The 18,300-nt window shown below is 60.5% G+C and carries 20 protein-coding genes; 19 read left to right on the top strand and 1 reads right to left on the bottom strand.

Going from position 1 to position 18,300, the window contains the following annotated elements; all coding sequences use genetic code 11:
* The first annotated feature begins 73 nt into the window (after positions 1-73).
* The 16 genes from ACWHY3_RS11175 (at position 74) to ACWHY3_RS11100 (ending at position 13,328) form a co-directional block, all read left to right on the top strand.
* Positions 74-982, top strand: a complete 909-nt coding sequence (locus tag ACWHY3_RS11175) for a ParA family protein (protein WP_087721001.1) — start codon at positions 74-76, stop codon at positions 980-982.
* On the top strand, positions 978-2,375 hold the full coding sequence (gene dnaB / locus ACWHY3_RS11170; RefSeq protein ID WP_448128159.1) for a replicative DNA helicase: 1,398 nt from the start codon (positions 978-980) through the stop codon (positions 2,373-2,375). The genes ACWHY3_RS11175 and dnaB overlap by 5 nt, the downstream gene beginning before the upstream one ends.
* Entirely contained in the window at positions 2,372-2,575 is a 204-nt protein-coding gene (locus ACWHY3_RS11165; protein ID WP_087720999.1) for a hypothetical protein, read from the top strand. Before dnaB ends, ACWHY3_RS11165 begins: the two co-directional genes overlap by 4 nt.
* Positions 2,568-2,798: a type II toxin-antitoxin system HicA family toxin gene (locus ACWHY3_RS11160; protein ID WP_332780434.1), complete on the top strand. Its 231-nt coding sequence runs from the start codon at positions 2,568-2,570 to the stop codon at positions 2,796-2,798. Before ACWHY3_RS11165 ends, ACWHY3_RS11160 begins: the two co-directional genes overlap by 8 nt.
* A complete protein-coding gene (locus tag ACWHY3_RS11155) occupies positions 2,795-3,484 on the top strand; it encodes a DUF2786 domain-containing protein (RefSeq protein WP_332780433.1) in 690 nt (229 codons plus the stop codon). Before ACWHY3_RS11160 ends, ACWHY3_RS11155 begins: the two co-directional genes overlap by 4 nt.
* Positions 3,477-3,983 (top strand): hypothetical protein, encoded by a 507-nt coding sequence (locus ACWHY3_RS11150; protein WP_448126573.1) that lies wholly within the window; start codon positions 3,477-3,479, stop codon positions 3,981-3,983. Before ACWHY3_RS11155 ends, ACWHY3_RS11150 begins: the two co-directional genes overlap by 8 nt.
* Positions 3,980-6,022 carry a ParB family protein gene (locus ACWHY3_RS11145; RefSeq protein WP_448126572.1) on the top strand — a complete coding sequence of 681 codons (2,043 nt, stop codon included), beginning with the start codon at positions 3,980-3,982 and terminating at the stop codon, positions 6,020-6,022. The genes ACWHY3_RS11150 and ACWHY3_RS11145 overlap by 4 nt, the downstream gene beginning before the upstream one ends.
* Complete coding sequence (locus ACWHY3_RS11140) at positions 6,022-6,633, top strand: DUF2857 domain-containing protein (RefSeq protein WP_087721101.1); 612 nt, start codon at positions 6,022-6,024, stop codon at positions 6,631-6,633. The genes ACWHY3_RS11145 and ACWHY3_RS11140 overlap by 1 nt, the downstream gene beginning before the upstream one ends.
* A complete protein-coding gene (locus ACWHY3_RS11135; protein WP_448126571.1) occupies positions 6,633-7,877 on the top strand; it encodes an STY4528 family pathogenicity island replication protein in 1,245 nt (414 codons plus the stop codon). Before ACWHY3_RS11140 ends, ACWHY3_RS11135 begins: the two co-directional genes overlap by 1 nt.
* 98 nt (positions 7,878-7,975) lie before the next feature.
* Entirely contained in the window at positions 7,976-8,743 is a 768-nt protein-coding gene (locus ACWHY3_RS11130) for a PFL_4669 family integrating conjugative element protein (protein ID WP_075563463.1), read from the top strand.
* Between the two features lie 86 nt (positions 8,744-8,829).
* Positions 8,830-9,360, top strand: coding sequence for a DUF3158 family protein (locus ACWHY3_RS11125; protein ID WP_448126570.1), 531 nt, complete (start codon positions 8,830-8,832; stop codon positions 9,358-9,360).
* A 110-nt stretch (positions 9,361-9,470) separates the two neighbouring features.
* Entirely contained in the window at positions 9,471-9,965 is a 495-nt protein-coding gene (locus ACWHY3_RS11120; protein ID WP_075563461.1) for a single-stranded DNA-binding protein, read from the top strand.
* Between the two features lie 58 nt (positions 9,966-10,023).
* Positions 10,024-10,596: a hypothetical protein gene (locus ACWHY3_RS11115; protein ID WP_087721066.1), complete on the top strand. Its 573-nt coding sequence runs from the start codon at positions 10,024-10,026 to the stop codon at positions 10,594-10,596.
* Between the two features lie 6 nt (positions 10,597-10,602).
* Entirely contained in the window at positions 10,603-10,809 is a 207-nt protein-coding gene (locus ACWHY3_RS11110) for a hypothetical protein (protein WP_087721067.1), read from the top strand.
* Complete coding sequence (locus tag ACWHY3_RS11105; RefSeq protein WP_448126569.1) at positions 10,796-11,215, top strand: hypothetical protein; 420 nt, start codon at positions 10,796-10,798, stop codon at positions 11,213-11,215. The genes ACWHY3_RS11110 and ACWHY3_RS11105 overlap by 14 nt, the downstream gene beginning before the upstream one ends.
* A 70-nt stretch (positions 11,216-11,285) precedes the next feature.
* Positions 11,286-13,328: a DNA topoisomerase III gene (locus ACWHY3_RS11100; protein ID WP_448126568.1), complete on the top strand. Its 2,043-nt coding sequence runs from the start codon at positions 11,286-11,288 to the stop codon at positions 13,326-13,328.
* Positions 13,329-13,434: 106 nt separating this feature from the next.
* On the opposite strand, the gene tnpC is transcribed toward ACWHY3_RS11100, so the two are convergent.
* Positions 13,435-14,874, bottom strand: coding sequence for an IS66 family transposase (gene tnpC / locus ACWHY3_RS11095; RefSeq protein WP_023004967.1), 1,440 nt, complete (start codon positions 14,872-14,874; stop codon positions 13,435-13,437).
* A 113-nt stretch (positions 14,875-14,987) separates the two neighbouring features.
* Between tnpC and ACWHY3_RS11090 the strand changes: the two genes are divergently transcribed.
* The 3 genes from ACWHY3_RS11090 to ACWHY3_RS11080 all read left to right on the top strand — a co-directional run bounded on the left by ACWHY3_RS11090 (position 14,988) and on the right by ACWHY3_RS11080 (position 18,288).
* Positions 14,988-15,359: a histone-like nucleoid-structuring protein, MvaT/MvaU family gene (locus ACWHY3_RS11090; RefSeq protein WP_087721122.1), complete on the top strand. Its 372-nt coding sequence runs from the start codon at positions 14,988-14,990 to the stop codon at positions 15,357-15,359.
* Between the two features lie 385 nt (positions 15,360-15,744).
* On the top strand, positions 15,745-17,046 hold the full coding sequence (locus ACWHY3_RS11085) for a TolC family protein (RefSeq protein ID WP_448126567.1): 1,302 nt from the start codon (positions 15,745-15,747) through the stop codon (positions 17,044-17,046).
* Between the two features lie 63 nt (positions 17,047-17,109).
* Positions 17,110-18,288: an efflux RND transporter periplasmic adaptor subunit gene (locus ACWHY3_RS11080; RefSeq protein WP_448126566.1), complete on the top strand. Its 1,179-nt coding sequence runs from the start codon at positions 17,110-17,112 to the stop codon at positions 18,286-18,288.
* The last annotated feature ends 12 nt before the right edge of the window (positions 18,289-18,300 follow it).

Below are 18,300 nucleotides of genomic sequence, written 5' to 3'. Positions count from 1 at the left end.
GCTTAGAAAAGACATCCTGCTATGTAATGCCGCCTCTGCACTCATTCCAATCACTGACGGATGAGGTGTAGTCATGCGCGTTTCAGCAACGGTTTGCTCCAAGGGCGGCGTCGGGAAAACCACCACGACGGCCAATCTGGGCGGTCTCCTGGCAGACGCCGGTCTACGGGTCCTGCTCATAGACCTGGACTCCCAGCCAACCCTCTCTTCCTACTATGAGCTGTCCCAGCCTGCCCCTGGTGGGGTGTACGAGCTGCTCGCGACAGAGCTGGTCGACCTCGACCAGATTATCTCGCACACCGCTATTCCCAATCTCGACATCATTGTCTCGAACGACTATCGGAATCAGTTGCAGCAGTTGTTGCTCAACGCCCCGAATGGTCGTTTCCGCCTGATCGATCTGCTCGATCGCTTTGCTGATCGCTATGACGCCATCCTGATCGATACCCAGGGCGCGCGCTCAGTGATTCTCGAGATGGCCGTCATGGCTGCCGATCGGCTGATCTCTCCCATCGTTCCCGAACTGCTAACCGCCCGCGAATTCGTGCGTGGCACTCAGGGCATGCTCAACGAGCTGCGCGAGCTGGCGCGCTATACCCGTTTCGAGGTGCCGCCGGTCTCCATCCTGCTCAACAAGATGACCGACCAACTGCGCGACGCCCGCGATATCGCCGACAGCATTCGCACCATGTATGCCGAGGTCGAAGATCACGGCATCAGCGTTCTCGAGACCCCGCTGGTCAATCTCTCCGCCTATCGTTCGGCTGCGCTGCAGGGCTTGCCCGTCCATCGGGTCGAGCCGCGCAAGCCATACAGCCGCAAGGCACCGGCCTGTGCCGACCAGCTCAAGGCCGTGGCCATCGATCTCTATCCCGAGTGGGCCGATGCCATCCGCGCAGTAGGCGCAGTAGGCGCAGTAGGCGCGGTCACGCCTAACGGCAAATTGGGCATGGGTAAATCGGGGGTCGGTCATGTCCATTGAGGCCGCATCCCCGGCAGACGCAGAGGCCATGGGGCTTCTGCCACCGCATAGCATCGAGGCCGAGCAGTCCACGCTGGGGGCGTTGATGCTCGACAACACAAAGTGGGATGACATCTGCGAAATCGTCGATGCCGGTGCGTTTTATCACTACCCGCATCGGCTGATCTTCAAGGCGATGGAAGCGCTATCCCATAACGAAAAGCCGCTGGACGTGGTGACGCTCTCCGAGGTGTTGGAGCGCGATGGGAATCTAGAGACCTGTGGAGGCTTGTCCTACCTGGCCGAGCTGGCCCGTAACACGCCGTCGGCAACCAACGTGGTCGCCTATGCCGGCATAGTTCGCGAGCATCAGCGTCGCCGGCAGCTGGTCAACATGGGGCGTGATCTCAGTCAGCGGGCGCTGGATGGACAGCAGCTCAGTCAGGCGTTGATCGAAGCCACCGAGCGTCAACTGTTTGAGCTGGCCGAAAATCGGCAGGGCAAGGAAACCGGCATACGTCCAGCGTTGACCGCAGCGATCGATACTATTGATCGTGCCTTCAACGCCAAGGATGGCATTACCGGCACACCCACCGGTTACCAGGACCTCGACGCGCTCACCTGTGGCTGGCAGGCCTCGGACCTGATCGTCATCGCCGGTCGCCCATCGATGGGCAAGACCACGCTGGGGATGAACCTCGTCGAAAATGCGCTGGTTGCCACGGCGGGTCGCACCGAATTGGCCACCGCACCGATCTTCGTCTTCTCGCTCGAGATGCCCGAGGAGCAGTTGATGCTGCGTCTCATGGCCAGCATGGGGCGTCTGGATTTGAGCAAGCTGCGCTCAGGCCAGCTCGATGACGGTGGCTGGGAAAAGCTGACCTCGGCCACGAACCGCATACTCGGCTTCGAGGAACGTCTGTTCGTCGATGACTCCAGCGGCATCTCCGCGACCTCTCTCAAGTCACGCGCCCGCCGGCTGGTGCGCCGCCACGGCAAGCCCGCCCTGATCCTGATCGACTATCTGCAGCTGCTTGAGGAGCCAGGCTCCGAGAACCGCAACAACGAAATCTCTGCGATTTCACGCATCCTCAAGGCCACCGCCAAGGATCTCAACTGCCCGGTGGTGGCGCTCTCGCAGCTCAACCGCACGCTGGAAAACCGGCCCAACAAACGCCCCTGCATGGCCGATCTGCGCGATTCCGGTGCGATCGAGCAGGACGCCGACGTCATCGGCTTCGTCTACCGCGACGAGGTCTATAACCCCGACAACCCTGACAACAAGGGGCTGGCCGAGCTGATCATCGGCAAGCAGCGCAACGGTCCCACCGGCACGGTGCATCTGACGTTCGTGGGCTCGAGCACCCGGTTCGAATCACTGGCGTGGAAACAGTTACAGGAGTCGCGGCCATGAACTGTACAGCTCACGATCTCCAGGATCTTGAAACTCGCCTCGCTGAAAAGCGCGAAGAACTCGCACGGCTTAATCGCGAGTGCAGTGTGCTTCGAGATGAGCGGGAGCGACTGATCCTGTCGCTGGAGGGGCAATTGGATCTGTTTCGTCAGCAGCTTGATCACACCGATCAAGTCATCGGGGAGGTGACCCATGCCTGACGCACTGCCGATTCGCTGCTCGACGCGCGCCCTGAAGCGCGTGGCGCGTTACGCCGTGACTCATGGCTGGAACGTCGAGCGCACCCGAGGTGGCCACGTTCGTTTCATCAAGCCGGGCTGCCCGCCCGTATTCACCGGTTTTTCACCCAGCGACGCGCGTGCCGAGAAGAACGTGCTGGCACGGCTACGCAGGGAACAGCGACATGAGGGGGACGAGGCATGATTCCTGATCGCATCCTTCGCAAGATCGAACGTTGCCTGGCGCTGTCACGATCGGCCAACGAGCACGAGGCCGGAACGGCACTGCGTCAGGCGCAGCATCTGATGGACGAGTATGGCGTCAGCGAGATTGATGTCGCGGCATCGACCATCGACCGAGTGGCCGTTAAGTCGCCGACCGGACGCAAGCCGCCGCGCTGGCTCGATCATCTGGCCAGCCTGGTCAATGCCGCCTTCGGTACCGCCACGGTCTACGAGCCGCGTCCTACGTTCGAGAGCTGGCAGGGCTACTTCGCCTTCCTCGGCGAGGCGAGTCAGGTACACATCGCGGCATATGCCTTCGAGGTCCTCCAGCGTCAGCTGATCAGCGATCGCAAGACATTCCTGAACGGCATGCAAAAACGCGCGAAACGCATCACCAAGATTCGCCGGGCCGATGCCTATGCCCTGGCATGGGTGGCGGGCGCGTTCGAACACATCGTGCCGGTGGAGAAAACCGAGGAGGCCGTCGCGGCGATCGAGCATTTTCAGCAGCGCTTCTATCCCCAGCTCGAAGCGATGGAGGCCATCGATCGCGGTCAACGCCGTGACGATCGGGGGGCAATGGCCCGGGGGTACGCCGCCGGCCGCAACGCGCGCCTGCACGGCGGCATCGATCGCGACCAGCACAAGGCGCTGTCCCATGGCTGAGATCGTCACGTTTCCGACACGCACCGCTACCGACCAGAGTATGGAGCGCTATCTGCAGGGCCGGGAATGTCTGGCTCTGGGACTGCTCGATCCCTTCGCCGGCTGGGTCGAGACACTGGAGTCCTGGTTCGACGCTCATCTCCAGGCGCACAACAAGCGCAACGATGCGCTGCGCTCGCTGCTCGCCGATACCTGGCTGGTCTTCCATATGGCTTGTGACAAGGCCAGTCGGCTCGAGATGGCGCCGCACCACAGCCTGCGCTGGGCGCAGCTCCAGTATTTCGACCTCAGCGATTTCGAGCTGCTGGTGATCGTCAACGACAACCTGCTCGATCTGCGTCGTGGCCTGCAGGCGCTGTGCCAGCAGCATCCGCCGCAGACGCGCAGCGACCTTAGCCTGCACGGGTTGACCCAGAGCATCGGTCGTTTGAACCAGCAGTTGAACCATTTTTTCGATTCTGATGGCTGCGCATCGTGGCAGCCGGAGTGGACCTCATGAGTAAACCATCCGTCACCCCCGACCAGATCACGGCCAAACTGAACCAGCCGGGGCCGACGCTCAGGAGCCAGCCCACCGATCGGCTGCCGGCACCGACCCGCGAACAGGCGATGTCGCTCACGCTGGATCAGCTGCGTCCCTACGACCGCAACCCGCGAACACATCACAACCCGAAATTTGATGAGATCAAGGAGTCGATTAAGGCGGTCGGACTCAAGCAGAAATTGACCGTCACGCAGCGCCCCGGCGACAACCGCTACATGATCTCCGACGGTGGTAACACCCGCCTGATCATTCTCAATGAGCTGTACCAGGAGACAGGCGATCAGCGCTTCTATCACCAGGACTGCCACTTCATTCCGTGGCAGGGCGAGATCAATGTGCTCGCCGGCCATCTGGCCGAGAACGACAACCGGGGGCAACTGAGCTGGATCGAGCGGGCGCGCGGGATCTTCGAGGCCAAGCGCATGATCGAGGAAGACGCCGGCGAGACCATCTCTCAACGCGAGCTGACCAAGCGCCTACGCGTCCTGGGCTACACGGTTAATCAGAGCCACATCTCGAAAATGCTCTATACCATCGAGCACTTTCTGCCGACCCTGCCGCTGACGCTCGATGCCGGCATGGGCCGGCCTCAGATCGAGAAGCTGATCTCCTATCGCCAGTTCTGTGACGAGTGCTGGACCCGCTGTGCCGACTACTGGATCGAGCACGCCGACGATCTCGGCGAGGGCGAGCCGTGGGCCAGCAACGTCGTCGACAGCAACTTCGCCCAGGCCTGGCATGAGGAGATGGCGCAGCTCGATCACGAGGGCCAAACCGAGTTTCGCTGGAACATCGTCGAGGATCGCCTCAAGGGCATGCTCAACGAGCACACCGGACTGCACTTCAACCCCATCGACATGGCCTGGAAGAACTGGTTCACCGTGCGCAAGTACGCCCGGGCGGCGACGGAAGACGAGCGCGCCGACATTTGGACCACGGTCGACAGCGAACTGGAACGCCTGCGTCATCCCCAGGAGCGCCACCTCTACCCGCCGAAACCGGACACCTCCCAGGGTGGCTTGTCATCCGGCAAGTCGCCGGGTTCACCTTCGCTGCCATCAACCTCTAAAGCTTCTCAGGGCGCCGGTCAGTCAGCCGATGGCGAGGGTGATTCCGATCCGAATGATCTGATGTTCGGCGATGGCCAGACCGATCTCGACACCTCGCCGGCACCGTTGCCCACCGAACGCGGCGTGCCGGAATCCGGCGGCGCGGGTGAGTCTGTTGCCATGAAGCAGATGCGCGCCCAGCTTGAACAGCTCGAGCAGCGCAATGCCGCACTCGAGGCCCAGACTCAACGGACGCCGGCGGCACCGCAAGGGTTTGGCGCTGGTGAAGATGACAACGATGGCCTCGGCGGACTGCTGGATACCGACGGCCTTCTACAGGAACACACACCTCAGCCCACTCGCTCTCCCGAGGAGCAGGCCACGATCGCTGCCGATCTGACACTCTCGCCTCACCATGAAACCGAGGGGCATCGCCAGTTGCGTCACTGGCAGGCGAAGGAGCACGGCGAGGAAGCGATCGACTTCGAAGCGGCGGCGCTCAAGAGCGTGCCGCTCCAGGACGGCGGCCGCATTGCCCCGATCACCGATCTCTGGCACGTCCCGACCTGGCGTCGCAACGCCCAGGATCTGCGCATGCAGATCGGCGAGGTGGTTCAGCTGCTAGCCAGATGGGCGGGAATCGAGGTGAGCGGATCCAGCGAGGTAATCCGCCTCAATGCCCGCGACGGTCTCGGCTATGAACTCGGTCCCCTCGAGGGGGCTCCCAGCCGGCGTGCTCAGCTCGTCTGGCAACTGCTCGCCGGCCTCGAGGGCAACATCGACCCGGTGATGCCAAGTGATATCTCATTGTTGGGTGAGCTGGTGGGCAGTCACGGTAACGACACCGACGTGCGCTTTCCCGATGGTCTTTTCGTTCGTGTGTTCTGGCTGACCCGGTTAATCCGGGTCTTGCGTGACGGTCTCGATGCAGAGGGGGATTCGTGATGGCAACACCGCAACTCAATCATGCGCTGTTCAACCAGGCGCTGGTTCTGATCCGCGAGGGTGACATGCGTCGCGCCCGGGCGCTGGGTTTTCGCGATGACGAGCTGCAGAGTCTCAGTCGCCTGCGGGCCAGCGAGATCGAATCCCTGATCAATGAGTTTCCGGGCGTGGCCCGGTTCGAGCTGGATCACGACACGTTCAAGGCGGCATTGCGCCGTGTCGATCGCGACCAGGATCGCGACGGGCTGGTCGATCACTGTATTCGTCACGGGGCTAGCGTGCAGATGCTGGCTACCTTCTTTGGCCTGACCCCGAATGACTGCTCAGCGCGACGTACCCTGCTAGGCGTGCCGAGCCGACAGGGGCGACTGCCCATGCCGGAGGAGAAGGTCGAACACGAAGCCTATCATCGCTGGCAGACCATCTCCGACGATCCGGCCAGTCCTGGTGCCGTGGAAGACATTCGCGGCATGCTGGTACTAGCAGAGGAGGTCGAGCTGCCCCTAGCCGTGATCTGGACGCTGATCAAACAGTGGACCCTACCGGAGCAGGCGCGTCAGCAGAGCCTACCTGCCGAGGACGAGGGCGCGGTGCGTGAAGGGGTGGCGTGATGAAACATTTTGACGCGCTCATCGGGCGCGCCGCGTCATCCCTGACCCAACGCCGAGGCCAAGCCGCCTCGGCGTCGAGCGTTCAGGAAGACGCTCTGGACGGCCTACTGTTCATGGGCAATCCCCATGAAACTGTTCCTCGAGCGCTGCTGCTCGATCAGCGGCTGGGCGCGGTCGACGTGCTGGGCTGGCAGATGATCCGGCTACTGTCGAATGCCGATCGCACCACGGCATTCCCTACTTACGACGAACTGGAGCCATTGCTGCGCTCCGGCGCGAATCGCAAGGCGTCACGCAAGACCGTGGCGCGGGTCATCGCGATCCTCAGACTGACCCGCTGGATGACGCTGGGTATGAAAGCGCGCAACACCGACAACGGCCGCATGATCGGCAACGTCTACGTGCTGCATGACGAACCGCTGGCACCCGCCGAGTCGCTGTCGCTCGATGCCGAGTACATCGAGTACGTCATCCGCTGTACTCGCCACCACAACCGCGACGTCGCCGAGGTCGCTCAGCTCGTGCGAGACGAGCTGACCGAAAGCGGTGTGCTCGAGATGCCGTCCCGATTGGAAGTTATCGATCAGCGTGCCCAGCGGCAGAGCCGTACCGAGTTTCCAGCGGAAACTCAGTCAACACCCGCCCAGTTTCCGGGGGAAACTCAGGGCAATTCGCCCGGTTTTCAGCGGAAACTTGGGCAATTTCCCGAGACCAATGATCCCAGTTTCCAGCGGAAACTCATTTGGGAATCAAGCACTTACGGCGCAGTTCCCGGTGCGGCTCGCCCTAGAGTACGTAGTTATACAAACAGTGTTTGTAAAACCACCGCGCGCGAGCCGGGCGACACCTCGCTGGTCTGGAGCTGGCCGCTAGAACTGACTGCCGACGAGCGGGAATCGGTCACGTTCCTACTGACGGGGTTGTCGACCGAGATGCAGCAGGCGGTGATCGACGAAGCCGCTGGGCGGGTCGATGCCGGCAAGGTCAAGAACACCCTGGGCTTCCTGCACACCCTGGCCAAGCGTGCCGCCTCGGACAATTTCCAGCTGACGCACTTCGGCCGCGGTGTCGCCAACAAGCGGCGTGACCAGGCCGAGACGAGTGACGAACAGAACCGGGTCGTTACCGCGCCGGTGGTGGCGATGTCGCCGCCGAAACCGGCCGAGCCGGAACCGCAGCCGATTTCGGCGGCAACGGAACAGGCGCGGGGGGAGATGTTCAAGCGCCTCGGACTGCGGCGCTAGAAACCCTTGCGATCGCGTTTAACGTTTTCGATAGGGCGACGCTCGTCGAGCCTTGATGCTGGCATCCCATCCAGTGCATCGACGATTCAGGAGTGATTATGGCCAGCGCTGAGCCCCGTGTAGGGCAGCTACGCAGCAAAATCGAGATGACTCTGCATACCTATCCGGCAGTGCTTGCCTGGCACGGACGCGGTGTCGAAAGCGGCAAGCCACAGGTGGTCGGTCTCAAACAGTTTCTGTCGCTCGCCGGACGTGTCCATCAGGCAGCAGGCCGGGACGATCCCTACGCCGACAGCTGGCTGCTCATGCTCGAGGAGAAGATCGACGAGACCCGACAATCGCTCCATCAACTGGAAAAGCGAGTGAGCCAGGTTCTGAAGCAGATCCCGGAGGGGCTCGATGTCAGCCGCAACGTCAGCCAGCAACCGTTCGTGAGCCCCGTGTTCACCGGAGGTCAGATGGGCTGGCAGGCGGTCATGCTGCTGATGCAGTACGACAGCATCGTTCGCGATGTGCTGCTGGCCCATCACATTGGACTGCTGGGCAACAAGCAGCGTGGCGCGATGATTCGCGATCAGGGCGGCCACGCCCTGCGATCGCTATGTTACGCGCCGGTCAAGTTTCCGGGGTTCAGCGGGGCGACGCGTGATGACTTCGCAGCCAATAACGCCAAGGCCCGAAACGCTCTCGAGAAGTACGGCGAGCTACCGCAGGACATCTTTGAAGGGACGCGCCGCAGTGAGTTTGCACCGACGATCCGACGCCAGGGAGCCGAGCTGGCCGGCAGTGATCAGGATCACAAGCTCGAAGGCGCGGATCTAGACGACGCTCAGTTGCTGCCCCAGCTCGGAGAATCCGAGGACTAATGCTGCAAGGTGATGCGGGGGAATCACTCCAGCAAGAGCAGGTTAGGGTGATTCCACTGTAATCACTTCAACGAGACCAGGCCGGGGTGATTCCACTGGAAACACTCCCCGCAGGATCGGAGGGGGCAACCAAGTATCTGCAACGAGAACAGGAAAGGACCGCGAGCGCGATGACTGCACTGGAACAGCGTCAGGACTTTGCACTGAATCAGTACGCAAAGGGCCTTTTAAAACCCTTTAAGGGTAAAGGGGAGATCCTTCGATTTCGGGATGAGTTGGATGCGGAGTGTCGTCGGATGTGGCAGGAGGCGGCGGACTTTGCCAATCGCTACAACCGCACGGTGGTTCAGGCGGGACTTTGGCTCAAACCACACAACAACAGCGGTGGACGAGTTCGCGCAGTGCAATGGCGCGACAAGGCGCAGACCCAGATGGGGCGACGCCTTCTCGAAGCCGTGCTCCAGTTCGGCGATATATCGGTGGGGATGAAGCGTCAACTGGTCGAGATCGAGACCGAGCGCGCGATCTTCAATGCCAAAGTTGCGGCGGCGACTCGACAGGTCGATCGCCTAAATCGCCTGCTGAGCGATCTCGGCGAGATCGAGGCCATGGTCTGACATCTGCAACGGTTCGGAATAGTTCGCAACCGGCCTTAACGTTTCTCGCTGACGTCCTTTGCCGCTCCCGGCCACTGTAGTCGGGCATACATTCGATTCAGGAGATTCAGATGAGCACGCATTTCATGGGCGAGGGGAACATTGGTTCGGATCCAGAAGTGAAAATGTTTTCCCCCAATGGCAATCAGCCATCGCGTGGCGTCATGCGACTGAACGTCCGATTCGATAATCCGGTGCCGACCGATACCGGCAACGTCGACAAGGGTGGCTTCTGGGCGAACGTCGAGATATGGCATCGCGATGTCGAGCAATGGGCTCGGCTGTACCAGAAGGGACTGCGCGTCATGGTATCGGGCCGAATGGTGCTGGACGAATGGCGGGACGGAGAAGGTAATAACCGGTCGCAGTTCAAGGTGCAGGCCGTACGCATCGGCATCCTGCCTTTCCGCGTCACCCAGGTTCAGCTCGAGCCGGCACAGGGCCAGCAAGCGCCACGGCAGCCTTCATCGTCCCAGGCTCCGCAACAGGGAGCTTATCCTAAAGCCGCTGGACCGGAAGGTGAATGGGATAACCCGGCGGGGTCTGATCCGAGCTATTCGGAATGAGCGGGCTCGCTGACTCGAAGGAAGGCTCTATCATCAAACAGACAAAGAGAGTGCTGGGATGAAGCACTGGGTGGTGGCAGTGGGGATGGTGGCACTGGCGGGCTGCGCGGCGCAGGATCATTATTACTCAAACGGTGTCTGCGTGACCTGTTTCAACAATCCCGTGACCGGCGAGCCGCTGAACTACGATCCCAACGAAACGCCGCAGAAAGTGGCAACCAATGCCGAGGGGGAAGCGGTCGATGCCACAAGTCTGGGTAGCCAGAGCGGATCGGTCGACATCGATTCCCGTGTCGACGTCGATACCGCTTACGCTCGGATCAAGTCGGCGATGGGGTTCCGATCCCCCGATGACTTCGAGAGCCCGGAGAGCACCACTGCAAAAATGCAGATGGGCGATATAGCCTGGAAGCACGACCGCACCCCGGGGGCCTACTACAATCTCGGTGATTACGGACGGCAGACCGTTGGAGGGACACGATACTCGATCCTGCAGCGGGTTCAGATCGAGAAGAGTGGCGCGGGCTCGCGCATCCACTACAGTTGGGCACCGGCCGACGAGCGAACTCTATTCGATGGCAATGCCATGGAGTCTGCGCTGACACAGCGTCTCAAGGCCGCGTTAGACTGATTGCTCATGCCCAACATCTTCACCATCAAGGATGGTTGGAGCCTGGATGAACAGCTGGGCAACATGCTCCGGGAACTCGACGGTACGCAGGCGACTGGCCGTGTCGTCGAGTTTCGTATTCAGCTCAAGGCATTGATGCGCGAGTACGGTATCAGCGCCGATACGATCGTCGAATGGATCGACCTGGGGATGCTCAAGGATGAAAGAGACTGAGGCAGCGGTCTATCAACGGTTCTTCATTCGCCCGCGCCTGGGACATCGCCCGCTGATCGAGTCGGACATTCAGGCTGTCATCGACGGTGCGGTCACATGTCGTTTCGCCCCCGATGGCACGTTGCTCAAACCGACCATTCTCAAGCCCGGTCAGGGGCGTTACCTGATCCCCATGCGCTGGCTCAGCGGTGAGGTCATCACCATCGATAACGCCTCCACGGCGCAGTGGTTCTGGCTCGATGCTGACATTCCGTTCAATGGACCGTTGGCTCAGCGAATGGCCCTGGCGCTGACACGACACTCTGAGATCGCCTGTGTGGCCGAAGACAACACGCGCGGTGCTGCCCATGGCAATGCGGAAGCCTGGATCATCGACGAGGCGCATTACCTGCTTCAGCCCGATTAACATTCCCCACTGATTCTGCTGATCCAGCCCGTCATGCTGAGGCCATACACATTCTGTAAGGCCCGGTGTCATGTCTCGATTGTTCCTTTGCGAAAAACCCTCCCAGGCTCGCGATATTGGCGTGGTCCTGGGGGCGACGCGTAAAGCCGAAGGCTGTCTGCAGGGCGACGGCATTGTCGTCACCTGGGCCTTCGGTCATCTCCTCGAGCAGGCCCCTCCCGAAGCCTACGATCCGGCGCTGAAGCGCTGGTCATTGGACACGCTGCCGATCCGGCCGTCGCAGTGGAAGAACACGGTGCGCAAGGATGCCGGCAAGCAGTTCAAGGTGATTCAGGGGTTGCTCAAACAGTGCAGCGAGGTGGTCGTCTCCACCGACGCCGATCGGGAGGGCGAGACCATCGGCCGCGAGATCCTCGACGCTTGTCGTTACCAGGGCCGCGTATCTCGACTCTGGCTGTCGGCGCTGGATGAGGCGTCGATTCGCAAGGCCCTGAGCAACATCCGACCTGGGGAGTCGACCTGGCCGCTGTACCAGGCGGGCCTGGGTCGTTCCCGTGCGGACTGGCTGGTCGGCATGAACCTGACCCGTGCGTTTTCGGTGCTGGCTCAGCAACAGGGCCATCAGGGCGTGTTGTCGGTGGGCCGGGTTCAGACGCCGACGCTGGCTCTGGTCGTAAGACGCGATCAGGAGATCGCGAGCTTCGTACCCAAGCCGTTCTGGGACATCGTGGCCAACCTGCAGGCGCAGGGTGGTCCGTTCCAGGCCAAATGGCTACCGGGCAACGATGGCTGGCTCGACGAGGAAGGTCGTTGCATCAACCAGGAGGCGGCGCGGACGATCGCGGCCCGGTGCCAGAGCGGCAAGGCGACGGTGGCGTCCGTCGAGACATCGCGCAAATGTGAGGGCGCGCCGCTGGTGATGGACCTGGGCACCTTGCAGCAGGCGTGCTCGAAGCGCTTCGGCTTCGGGGCCCAGCAGGTGCTCGACATCGCCCAGTCCCTCTACGAGACCCACAAGGCCACGAGCTACCCGCGTACCGATTGCCGCTACCTGCCGACATCGATGCTGTCCGAGATCGGGGCCGTCGTGACGGCGCTCCTGCATTCGGACGAGAAGCTCTCCCCGGTCATCGATCGACTGGACCAGACGCTCAAAAGTCGCGTGTGGAACGACAGCAAAATTACCGCTCACCACGGCATTATTCCTACCACAGCCCCCTGCCGGATCGATCGGATGAGCGAGGAGGAGTTCCGGGTTTACGATCTTATCCGTCGGCACTATCTGGCGCAGTTCCTGCACGTCCATGAGTACGACCAGACCGATGCGCGTCTGGATCTCGCTGGTGAGACGTTCGTGGCCTCGGGACGACAGGTGCGGGTCGAGGGCTGGAAAGCGCTATTCCCCCGAGGGAAGGGCAAAGGGCAGGACGGTGATGACGAGGAGGAGGAAGCGTCCGGCGCGCAGGCGCTCCCGCCTCTCCGTCAGGGGGAAAGCTGTACGGTCGTGGATCTCCTGGTGAAGGATCGCCAGACCCAGCCGCCGAAGCCATTCGCTGAAGGCACGTTGATCTCGGCGATGAAGAACGCGGCCCGATTCGTCACTGACGAACGTCTGCGCGCTAGGCTGCGAGAGAGCGCCGGTATTGGCACAGAGGCGACTCGTGCCGGCATCATCGAGATACTGCTCAAGCGAGGGTTCATTCGCAAGAAGGGGCGTACGATCGTTTCGACCCCGGTGGGGCAGGGGCTGATCGCGGTGCTACCGCCGCAGATCAGCAACCCTGGGATGACCGCATTGTGGGAACAGGCGCTGGACCAGGTGGCCGAGGGGACAATGACGCTGGATGATTTCATGGAGCGACAGAGCGTGCTGCTCGATAAGCTTATTGAGATCGCGCTCCAGCAGCCTCAGTTGAATCTGCCCGAGGCACTCAGCGAAACCTGTCCCAAGTGTCAGGCGAAAATGCGCAAGCGCAAGAGCAGCAATGGCCCCTTCTGGTCTTGCTCCCGCTATCCGGATTGCACTGGGGCTAGGGCCATCTCCAAACCAATCGCGAAAAGGACTTCTCGAAGTTCGAATAAAACAGGCGGAAGCCGTAAACCGAAACCTTGAAGTAATTTCCTGAGCCACTTAAGGAATTTCAACCTTGCAGATAAAATCTGCCTTTGCCGTTATAATGTTCTGCTGACCATAGCTTAAAAAGCGGTAACTATTCAGGTCACGCTGCCTGATCCAGGCCGTCCCGACGCATGAATTCGGGCACTTCACCGGCAAACAACTGTTCTAGTGCGGTGTGCGCTGCCAGGCCCTGCTTGACCGCCGTCGAGAGGAAGCTGCGCATCCGGCAGAAGATCTCGGCACCTTCCCAGGAGCGGAAACAGCCTGAAATCTTCTGCTGGACCTTGGTCATCCGCAGGTCACGCTCCCCTTGGTTATTGGTGAAGGGCGCGGCGGGGTCGTCGAGGAAACGCAGCACGTCGTCCTCGTACGCCTGGAGACGTTCGAGCAGGTTACGTGCCTTGGTACGTTTGGCACGACCGCGCTTTCCCGGTGGTGGTGGGATCGGTGGCGGACACTCGGTCTCACCCTCTGTCAGGCACTGCCGATAGCGGACTCGCCAGCGTTGCGCCTCTTCGGGCGAGAGCGTGCCACCGGCAGCGTCAACGGCCTGATGCATCTCCAGCAGCAGATCATGCAGCGCCTTGGCCCACTTTTGGTGGTCATTTTCCCAGGCCGCAGTCAATTCACGCAGGTGATGGGCGTTGCAAAGTGCGTGGCGGCAATCCGCGTAGCGGTAGTAAGGCTTCCAGTGATCATGCACCAGCACCCCCTGGACATAGGGCAGGATGCCGATGGCATCCATGGCCTCCTGACCTCGCTTGGCGTGAGGCGCCAAGTAGGTCAGGGCGTCATTCGAGGCGCTGTGCAGCCAGTAGCGCTTGCCGCCGACCTGCATCCCGGTCTCGTCGGCATGCACGGTCGCGGCTTGCCTCAGCGCCGGGATCGCCCACTCGGCAAACGCCTCGGCGCGCTGATAGGCCTCTTGATTGAAGGCGAACAGCGTGCCGGTGCTCAGCGATAGATCGCACTGTGAGGCCAGCAGCGCCTGGATGCGGGCATAGGGCAGCAACTGATACTGCGAGAGATAGACGACATGCGCCTTGAGACGTGGGCCATACTGGATCGGGCGGGTCACGCCGTCGGGAAACGGCGCCACATGGCGCCGCCCGAGATCGTCCTCCAGCACCTCGGCGCGATACTCGGTGACGACGGCCTGGATCACGATGTCTTGCACCTGGCGCGTTTCGATGCCGACCGAGCGATAGGTGCGCCCTTTGGGCAAGGTGCGGCGATCGACGCGCAACGACACGATCTCGTCGGGATCGGTGACCGGCGCCAGCGTCTTGCCTTCGTGACCCGGTTGCCCGCCAGGGCGACGCTCGCCCTTGGCCCGGGAACGGCGTTGGCGGTTGGGGTCTTGTGACGGCGGCTTGCTGCTGTTGCGGCTGCTGGTGGCCAGTCGGTCGGCCATCAGCTTGACCAGCAGCATCAGCACGTCGATGGCAGCACGCAAGGAAGGCGAGACCGTGTGGTCTTCCTTGAGCTGCTGCCGGACCCGTTCCAGGGCCTCGTCGACGTTGATATCGCTGATGGTCATGTCACCGCATAGACGTGCCGAAGGATCAGGCACACTATGCCAAAAAAATCAGGTGGTTGGCGACATGCCATCCGCAGCCACCTGAATAGTTACAAAAAGCGAAGATTTAATCTGTGTCATTGCTAAGTGAATACGCAAAGAAAGAGCAACTCCTGAAGCAGCTCTCCGAAGAGCTCAAGGCATTGGAGAGTGACCAGCGCCTACAAAGCGAGATCGAATTTAAAACCAAGCTTGAAGCTCTGATGAATGAGTACGGCAAGAAGGCCAAGGATGTTATCGAGCTGCTTTCGCCCAGCGATTCGAGCAACGCTTCGAATGTCTCGACCGCGAGTCGTCGGCGGAAAAGAAAACTCAAAATCTACAAAAACCCTAACACCGGTGAGGTCATCGAAACCCGGGGTGGGAACCACAAGGTGCTTAAGTCTTGGAAAGACGAGCACGGTGCGGATACCGTCGAAGGGTGGGTCGTGCGGGAAGAAGACTGATACCTGTGATCGTAGCTGTGCTGACGAACAGTATGCTGGCTTGATGAAGTGAGGTGACTAGCTGATAATGGTCAAGCACCCCGTTGCCAACTGACGGTCATCAGTTGGTCCCTTTGGACTCTCCTTGGGTCCGAACCCAAAGCGCTATCACCTGGCGAAAGAGCGCACCCACTCGCAGGCTCCGCTTGCACTACATTGGCGCCCGCCTCAACGCCGGGTGACTCGACATCCTCGCCCTTACCTCTGCCTCCTGCTGCCAAAACTCACATATTATCTGGTGTCTGAATTTCAAACTGTATTAAAGGTTTGTCTGTAAGGTCGTTCCAGATTCCCACGCAAAAATGCTGACTCACTGACCTCAGTCAAACAGCCAGGATGATACTGAATGAACAAACGGTTGTTGTTGTGCGCGATGATAGTTCCGGGAGCCTTGGCCGTCTCTCCTATGGTGTCGGCCCAGGCAAAAGAGAGTGTGTCGCTGAAAGAATATCAGCAGGCCAAAGCCAGCCAGGCTGTTTCCCTGAACCAGGCCATGGTGATGGCTTTCGAGAATAGCCCGGTATTGGCTTTGAGGCGGGCCGCGGTCTCGATGCAGCAGGGCCAGCTTGACCATGCCAGCCGCTGGGCGCCCAGCAATCCAGAGTTTGAGGTGGGGGGGCGTCAGGCCCCGGAGCAGGCTGATGAGTCCCTGGAATACGGGGTTAGGGTTACTCAGGAGATCTGGATGGGTAACCGCGGCGACCTTGGCCAGTCGCGTGCCCGGAGCAATCTCACGTCCTGGCAACAGGAGCTTGAATACCTGAAGGTGGCCACCAAGGCGCGCGTACGGGCCGCCTATTTCCGGATACTGCTGGCTCAGAAAGAGTTGGAAACCGCAACCCGTGCCGTTGAACTTATGCAACGCACCAAAGACCTGGTTGAAATGTCCGTAAAACAGGGTAAACAAACCCGGATTGATCTCAATACCGCAGTCATTGGGCTTGCCAGGGCCCGGAATCAAAAAGCCTCGGCGGAACAAAAGCTCGAGCAATCAAAAATTGACCTTACCGAAGTGCTCGGGGTGTCCCCCTCCGATGCCGTTGGGGTGACCGGCGAGCTTGATGTGACGCCCGAAGACCTGCCTCCGACCAGCCAGCTTGTCGAGATGGCACAGAGTCAGAGAGCGGACCTGAAAGCGGCGGCCGCCAGAATTGCAGCGGATGAATCTGGCCTTGAAATTGCGAAAAGCCTGACGATTCCAAATCTGAAAGTCTTCGGATCCTATGATCGTGAGGGAGGCTCCAACCTTTTCGGTGCAGGGGTGTCGATGCCTTTGACCGTTTTTCATGATTATTCCGGTGAGCAGAGACAAGCTGCTGCGCGGCTGAAAACCTCCGAGCTTGAGGCAGAGGCCTTGCGCCTGGCTACAGAGCGTCAGGTTGTGTCAGCTGTGGCCCGGTATGAATCCACCGCCGTTCGGCTGCGCCAGATGAACGAGTCGATCCTGGAGCGTTCAGAGGAAACATTACAACTGATGCAGAAAGCATTTCGGGCGGGCAAGGTCGGTGCCTCGGATGTTCTGGCAGCACAGGACAATCTCCTGTCGGTAAGGCAGGAATACGTTCAGGCGCAGAATGATTATATCGATGCCGTCCGGGCGCTGGAGATAAGCACAGGAGGTGCTCTGTCGATGTCAGCCGGTTCCTGAGGGTATGAAACTCAAAATTGACCGTTCTCTTAGTACCGTTCTCTAAATATTGAGGGTGAATGAATGATTCGCAATCTGAAGATATTTTTAATCGTTGTCAGCGTTCTGGGTATGCCGCAGGCATACGCTGCCGGAGAAGCCGAGGGTGACCAGCACGCAAATGAAGAAGCCGAGCATGCCGGAGAGGAAAACCAGTCCCGCCAGATCCATCTGACGCCGGAGCAGACAGAGTTACTGTCGATTCAGACTGTGGCGGCTGCCAAGGGGCGCGCTGGCGCAATTGTTACGGCACCTGCCGAGATTCAGTATGTGCCGGACCGCGTGGCCGAGGTTGGTCCGCTGCTGGAGGGAAAACTGACAGGGTTGGCGGTTGATCTGGGGGATCGTGTCAATAAGGGGCAGTTACTGGCAACCCTGAACAGTGTGGAGCTGGCCCGGATTCGCTCCCGGTTAATCTCGCTGGAGGCCCGCAAAGAAGCGGCCGAGTCTGACTACAATCGTGAAAGGGAGTTGCAGGGACAGGGTATTTCCAGTGAAGAAGAGTTCCTGGATGCCAAGGCTGCCTTTCTTGAAACAAAAGCGGAGTACGATTCCGTGCGGGAACAACTGGCGGTTTACGGCAGCGAGTCGTCAGGTGACAGTGGGGGGCTGGCGCAATACGCGCTCCGCTCACCCATTGAGGGGCGTGTCGAGCAGATGCATGTTCGTCTGGGGCAAACGCTGAGTCCGTCGGATACGCCTTTCATCGTGGCGGATGCCTCGGTGTTGTGGGCCATTCTTCAGGTGTCCGAATCCGATATTGACCAGATTTCAACGGGAGACGAGGTTCAGATTTCCTCCAGGGATTCAAGTTCTGACCGGTTTCACAGTGGGCAGGTATCCTGGGTGTCGAGCATGCTCGATGAAAAGACCCGCACCATCCCGGTTCGCGTTGTGCTGGAGTCTCCGAGGGGCGACCTTCGCCCGAATACCTATGCCACGGCCAGAATCATGACGGAATCGGAGGCCTCACTGCCACTGGTTCCGGATGATGCAGTTCAGACCATCGGCGACGATAACGTTGTGTTCGTGCCAGGTGATGAGGCGGGAGCCTACGAGGCGGTTACGGTAACGCTGGGCAAGGAAGCGAACGGCTGGATCGAGATCAAGTCCGGCATCAGCGCGGGCACGGAAGTGGTTTCAGTAGGCGCTTTTGATCTGATGTCGGCCATTACTGCCAGCGGCCGTAGCGCCGATCACTAATTTTTGGGGGGA

It is taken from the genome of Salinicola sp. NYA28a (assembly GCF_976982775.1).
This window is presented reverse-complemented; position numbering and strand designations above follow the sequence as displayed.